The 5041-nt window shown below is 68.9% G+C and carries 5 protein-coding genes and 1 tRNA gene; 2 read left to right on the top strand and 4 right to left on the bottom strand.

Going from position 1 to position 5041, the window contains the following annotated elements; translation table 11 throughout:
- The first annotated feature begins 385 nt into the window (after positions 1-385).
- Positions 386-787 (top strand): hypothetical protein, encoded by a 402-nt coding sequence (locus AB0J64_RS56710; RefSeq protein ID WP_364046961.1) that lies wholly within the window; start codon positions 386-388, stop codon positions 785-787.
- 64 nt (positions 788-851) lie between these two features.
- Positions 852-1064, top strand: a complete 213-nt coding sequence (locus tag AB0J64_RS56705; RefSeq protein WP_364046958.1) for a hypothetical protein — start codon at positions 852-854, stop codon at positions 1062-1064.
- On the opposite strand, the gene AB0J64_RS56700 is transcribed toward AB0J64_RS56705, so the two are convergent.
- From AB0J64_RS56700 to AB0J64_RS56685, 4 genes are all read right to left on the bottom strand, one after another.
- Positions 1037-1714 carry a response regulator gene (locus AB0J64_RS56700; protein WP_364046955.1) on the bottom strand — a complete coding sequence of 226 codons (678 nt, stop codon included), beginning with the start codon at positions 1712-1714 and terminating at the stop codon, positions 1037-1039. The two genes, AB0J64_RS56705 and AB0J64_RS56700, sit on opposite strands and share 28 nt — an antisense overlap.
- The gene (locus AB0J64_RS56695) at positions 1711-4206 is read right to left on the bottom strand and encodes a DUF4118 domain-containing protein (RefSeq protein ID WP_364046952.1); all 2496 of its coding nucleotides are present in this window, start codon (positions 4204-4206) and stop codon (positions 1711-1713) included. Before AB0J64_RS56695 ends, AB0J64_RS56700 begins: the two co-directional genes overlap by 4 nt.
- Positions 4207-4215: 9 nt before the next feature.
- Entirely contained in the window at positions 4216-4683 is a 468-nt protein-coding gene (locus AB0J64_RS56690) for a group II truncated hemoglobin (RefSeq protein ID WP_364046949.1), read from the bottom strand.
- A gap of 98 nt (positions 4684-4781) precedes the next feature.
- A tRNA-Met gene (locus AB0J64_RS56685) sits at positions 4782-4855 on the bottom strand.
- Between the last annotated feature and the right edge of the window lie 186 nt (positions 4856-5041).

Raw genomic sequence — 5041 nt, 5'->3', positions numbered from 1 at the left:
TCAAGTCCCTGTCAAATTGACCCGACTTGCTCGACTTGCTGGAATTAATCCGTGCCCCGCTTCCGGGACAACCCCTCTAACTTACCAGCCCATCCAGAGTGATACGAACACCGAAGGACGAGCCTGAAGGAAGTGGGATCCGCCGGGCATCTCCGGAGGTTCGAGGAACCCCTTGAGCGCCCTGCGCGAAGCAACTCTAGCAGCCCGCAGCGCCCACTTCTGCCTCTTAGGTAATCCCTAGACCCTTCCCTCACCACGCAACGCTCAAACCTCCCCAAGAACCCCCTGGTCGGCACCCGCGACATCAAGCCGACCGCAAGTCATCCGCAATCGTCCCCCGGTACGAAGTAGCTACGAGCAGACTGCGCTCTCGGAGGTGTCCGCTATGACCCGCTCGGAGTTCGACGACATCCGTGCCTTCCTCGCCGATGAGGCGACCCATGCCGGAGACCTGCTGAGAATCGCCAGGACCCTGATCGACGACCTCGAACACGCCCGCCTGCGCGAGGCCGTGCTCCGCACCCACTACCTGCGCCTCCTGACGGCCGCGCGGGCGACGGTGGCGGCGGACAGCGTGGGTGCGCCCGACCCCCTGGCGTTCCTCAAGCACGAGCTGGGCGAGCGTGGCCAGCTGCCGGAGGACGGCGAGGCCGCTCAGCGCATCCTGTCAGACGCCCGGACGGCGGCGGCGCTGCTCGAATGCCTGGAGAACGCCACCCCGCAGCGCCCACGCGGAATGCGTCTGCGCCGCCGCTGCGTCAGCATGAGAAGGACGCTTCCCCGTTAGCCGCTGACCTGATGACGACTCAGGGCATACCCCGCCTTGGCCGCGTGGCTGTAAGACTTCGCATATGTGGCAGCGGGGGTTGAACTGGGCGGCGGTCGCACTGGTCGGGATCTTCGGCCTCATGTGGGTCGGTGTCGTTGTCTACGCCGACCAAGGCTCATCCCTGCCGATGCGGATCGTACAAGTGGTCTTCGGGCTCGTGCTCTTCGGCTGGGCCGGGTACAAGGCGTTCTCGATGGTCAGCAGGACCTACGACGAAGAAGGCTGGAACCGGTAGCCCATCCCGGGCTCGGTCAGCAGGTGGACAGGATGGGACGGATCCCGTTCGAGCTTGCGCCGGAGCTGGGCCATGTACTGGCGCAGGTAGTGGGTCTCCTTCTCATAGACATCGCCCCACACTTCCCGCAGGAGCTGACGCTGGCTGATCAGCTTCCCAGGGTTGCGCAGCAGGATCTCCAGGAAGTGCCATTCCGTGGGCGTCAGCCGTACACCACCTGAGATCGTCTTGTTGGAGAGGTCGATCAGGTGATCGCCCAGCCGCACCGTGGCGGCCTCCTCCTCCGGCTGGCCCGTGCGGCGGGTCACCGCGCGGACGCGTGCGAGCAGCTCGTCGATGCTGAACGGCTTCGTCACGTAGTCGTCGGCGCCCGCGTCGAGCGCGTCCACCTTGTCGGTGCTGTCCGAGCGCCCCGAGAGAACGATGATCGGGATCGCGGTCCAGCCGCGCAGCCCCTGGATGACCTCCACGCCGTCGAGGTCGGGCAGGCCGAGGTCGAGGATGACCAGGTCGGGGTGCCACTCGGCGGCCTGGCGCAGCGCTGTGCCGCCGTCGGGCGCGACCGCCACCTCGTACTGCCTGGCGGCCAGGTTGACGCGCAGAGCACGCAGGATCTGCGGCTCGTCGTCCACCACCAGCACGCGGGTCATGCGTGCCTCCGCAGCGAGATGGCCATGGTCAGTCCCCCTCCGGGCGTGTCCTCCAGCATGAGCGTGCCGCCCATCGCCTCGGTGAGGCCCCTTGAGAGTGCCAGGCCGAGCCCCACGCCCGTGTGGCTGTCGCGGTCGCCGAGCCGCTGGAACGGCATGAACACCCTTTCATGTGCCTCGGGCGGAATGCCGGGACCCCGGTCGATGACGCGGATCTCCACGTTCTCGCCGTGCCAGCTCGCGTTGACGAGGGCGGGCTCGTCGTCGGGGCTGTAGCGGACCGCGTTCGCCATCAGGTTGACGAGCACCCGCTCCAGCAGAGCGGGGTCCGCCGTGATCTCGGGCACCATGGGCGGCAGGTCGCTCCGGATCCGCTCACGCAGGGGGCCGAGGTCGTCGATGGCGCGCGGCAGGACGTCCTCGATCGCCACGGGCTCCAGGTGGACGCCGAGGACGCCGGCCTGGAGGCGGCTCATGTCGAGGAGGTTCGAGACGAGCCGGTCCAGCTTGATCAGCGACTCGTCGGCGGTGGCGAGCAGTTCCGCCCGATCCTCGTCCGACCAGGTGACGTCGGTGCCGCGCAGGCTCTCGACCGCGGCCTTGGCCGAGGCGAGCGGGGTTCGCAGGTCGTGGCTGACGGCGGCGAGCAGGGCGGTGCGCATCCTGTCGGCCTCGGCCAGCGGCTCGGCCTGCTCCGCGGCCTCCCGCAGCCGCTGCTCGCGCAGCGCGACCGCCGCCTGCGCCGCGAACGCCTCCAGCACCCGGCGGTCGCTCGCGTCCAGCAGCCGGCCGTGGGCGGCGAGCACGAGCCCGTCGTCGATCACGACGTCGGTGTCGGCCGTCCCCGGGCTCGTGCACGGCACGCCACCCGAGGTGGCGACGATCTTCCAGCCGTCCGTGCGTTCGAGCAGAGTCACCGAGGTCAGCCCGAACGTCTCCCGCATCCGGGCCAGCAGCGACGGCAGCGCCGCCTCGCCCCGCAGCACGTGCCCCGCCAGCGTGGACAGCACCTCGGCGTCGGCCTGCGAACGCGCCGCCTCCCTGCTGCGCCTGGCCGCCAGGTCGACCACCGCGCTGACCATGGCCGCCACCAGTACGAAGATGACCAGCGCGAGCACGTTCTCGGGCTGGGAGATCGTCAGCGTGTGCAGCGGCGGCGTGAAGAACCAGTTGAGCAGCCCGAACCCGAGCACCGCCGCCGTGAGGGCCGGCCACATGCCGCCCACCAGGGCGACCCCCACGACGAGCAGCAGGAAGAGCAGGATCTCGCTGGGCAGCGACAGCCTCAGGGGCAGGAGCACGGCGGTGAGCAGGGGCATCCCGAGCAGCGCCAGCCCCCAGCCGGACAGCCGGCGCCCGCGGGTGAGCGCGGCCCCCGACCGCGCCGGCTCACGCGCCTTCCTGGTCGCCTCATGCGTGACCATGTGAACGTCGATCGGGCCCGACAGTGCCGTCGTGGTCACGCCCACGCCCCGCGAGAGGATCTGGGCGAAGCGCCCTCGCCTCGACGCTCCCAGCACGAGCTGGGTCGCGTTCACGCCACGGGCGAACTCGAGCAGTGCGCGCGGGATGTCGTCGCCCACCACCTGGTGGTAGGAGCCGCCGAGATCCTCGACGAGAGTGCGCTGGCGGATCAGGCTCGCGGGTTCGCCGCCGAGGGCGAGCCCGTCGGCGCGGGTGACATGCACGGCCAGCAGGTCCGCGCCCTTGCTCCTGGCGGCGATGCGGGCCGCCCGCCGTATGAGCGTGTCGCCCTCCGGGCCTCCGGTGAGGGCGACCACCACTCGCTCCCGGGCCTCCCAGGTGCCCGCTATGCCATGGTTCGCCCGGTAGTGGTCGAGTTCTTCGTCCACCTTGTCGGCCACCCAGATCAGAGCGAGCTCCCGCAAGGCGGTCAGGTTGCCGACGCGGAAGTAGTTGGCCAGCGCGGCGTCGACCCGTTCGGGCGGATAGACGTTCCCATGGGCCATCCTGCGCCGCAGCGCCTCCGGCGCCATGTCGACGAGATGGATCTGGTCCGCGCGCCGCACCACCTCATCCGGTACGGTCTCCCGCTGCGGCACGCCGGTGATCTGCTCGACCACGTCGTTCAGCGATTCGAAGTGCTGGATGTTGACGGTCGAGACCACGTCGATCCCCGCGTCGAGGATCTCGTCGATGTCCTGCCAGCGCTTGACGTTGCGGGAGCCGGGAACGTTCGTGTGGGCGAGCTCGTCGATCAGCGCCACGGCGGGAGCGCGGGCGATGACGGCATCGACGTCGAGCTCGGTGAATGTCGCGCCCCGATGGGTCGTCGTCCGTCGCGGCAGGATGTCCAGCCCTTCGAGGAGGCGGGCGATCTTGGCGCGGCCGTGGGTCTCGACGAAGCCCACGACCACGTCCTTGCCGCGTTCGCGTGCGCGGTGCGCCTCGCTCAGCATGGCGTACGTCTTGCCCACCCCGGGCGCCGCCCCCAGGTAGACGCGGAGCATCCCGCGGGACGTGGCTCCCATTCCTCCAGGTTACGGCTGGTACGGCGGCGCGACCCCCCAGCCCCAGTGCGGCACGGGAGCCTTTAGCGGAGGCTCGGCGTCCGGCTGGGAGTTGTGCCTGGCCAACCTGGTCCCCCACTCGATGTAACTCGCGAACGCCGCCCTGAACTCGGGGTCGTCCGGCAGGCCCACCTCGTCGGCCGCGTCCATGAGCAGACTCACCCACCTGCGGCGCTGCGGCTCAGTGATGGCCTTGCCGAGGTGGTGGCGGAGCATGTTCGGATAACCGCCGCGCTCCTTGGTGTAGCGGTCAGGCCCGCCGAACACCTCGCTGAGCCACATGGCGACGTGCTTCGGATGGTCCGGGTCCATGTGGGCGAAGAGCGGGCCGATCACGTCGTCCTTGACGACAGTGCGGTAGAAAACCTCGGTCAGCCGCTCGAACGCCTCGCTGCCGCCCGCCCACTCGTACAGCGTGGGCACTGGTTTGTCAGTCATGTAATGATGTAATCACCGACGCAGCAGGCGCGGCAAGATCCAGAAACGCCGAAGTCCCGGCTACCGGGTGATCCGGTGGCCGGGACTTCGGCGATCAGTAGCGGGGACAGGATTTGAACCTGCGACCTCTGGGTTATGAGCCCAGCGAGCTACCGAACTGCTCCACCCCGCGTCGGTGTGTCTTCAATAACTATACAGGCTCCCAAACAGTGCTCGGTACGTCGTCCCGTGCCTCTTATCGGGAGACGCACAGAAGCCCGGGTCCGTTTCCGGATCCCGGGCTTCTGGGAGTGGTAGCGGGGGCAGGATTTGAACCTGCGACCTCTGGGTTATGAGCCCAGCGAGCTACCGAACTGCT

The sequence above is a fragment of the Nonomuraea sp. NPDC049695 genome, assembly GCF_040674955.1.
Classification (GTDB): domain Bacteria; phylum Actinomycetota; class Actinomycetes; order Streptosporangiales; family Streptosporangiaceae; genus Nonomuraea; species Nonomuraea helvata.
Note: the sequence above shows the minus strand (reverse complement) of the source record. Positions and strands in the feature narration are given on the sequence as shown.

Excerpts from the sequence above, each read along its gene's own strand:
- AB0J64_RS56690 (WP_364046949.1), bottom strand. The coding sequence starts at position 4,683 with ATGACTGACAAACCAGTGCCCACGCTGTACGAGTGGGCGGGCGGCAGC.
- AB0J64_RS56700 (WP_364046955.1), bottom strand. The coding sequence starts at position 1,714 with ATGACCCGCGTGCTGGTGGTGGACGACGAGCCGCAGATCCTGCGTGCT.
- AB0J64_RS56710 (WP_364046961.1), top strand. The coding sequence starts at position 386 with ATGACCCGCTCGGAGTTCGACGACATCCGTGCCTTCCTCGCCGATGAG.
- AB0J64_RS56695 (WP_364046952.1), bottom strand. The coding sequence starts at position 4,206 with ATGGGAGCCACGTCCCGCGGGATGCTCCGCGTCTACCTGGGGGCGGCG.
- AB0J64_RS56705 (WP_364046958.1), top strand. The coding sequence starts at position 852 with ATGTGGCAGCGGGGGTTGAACTGGGCGGCGGTCGCACTGGTCGGGATC.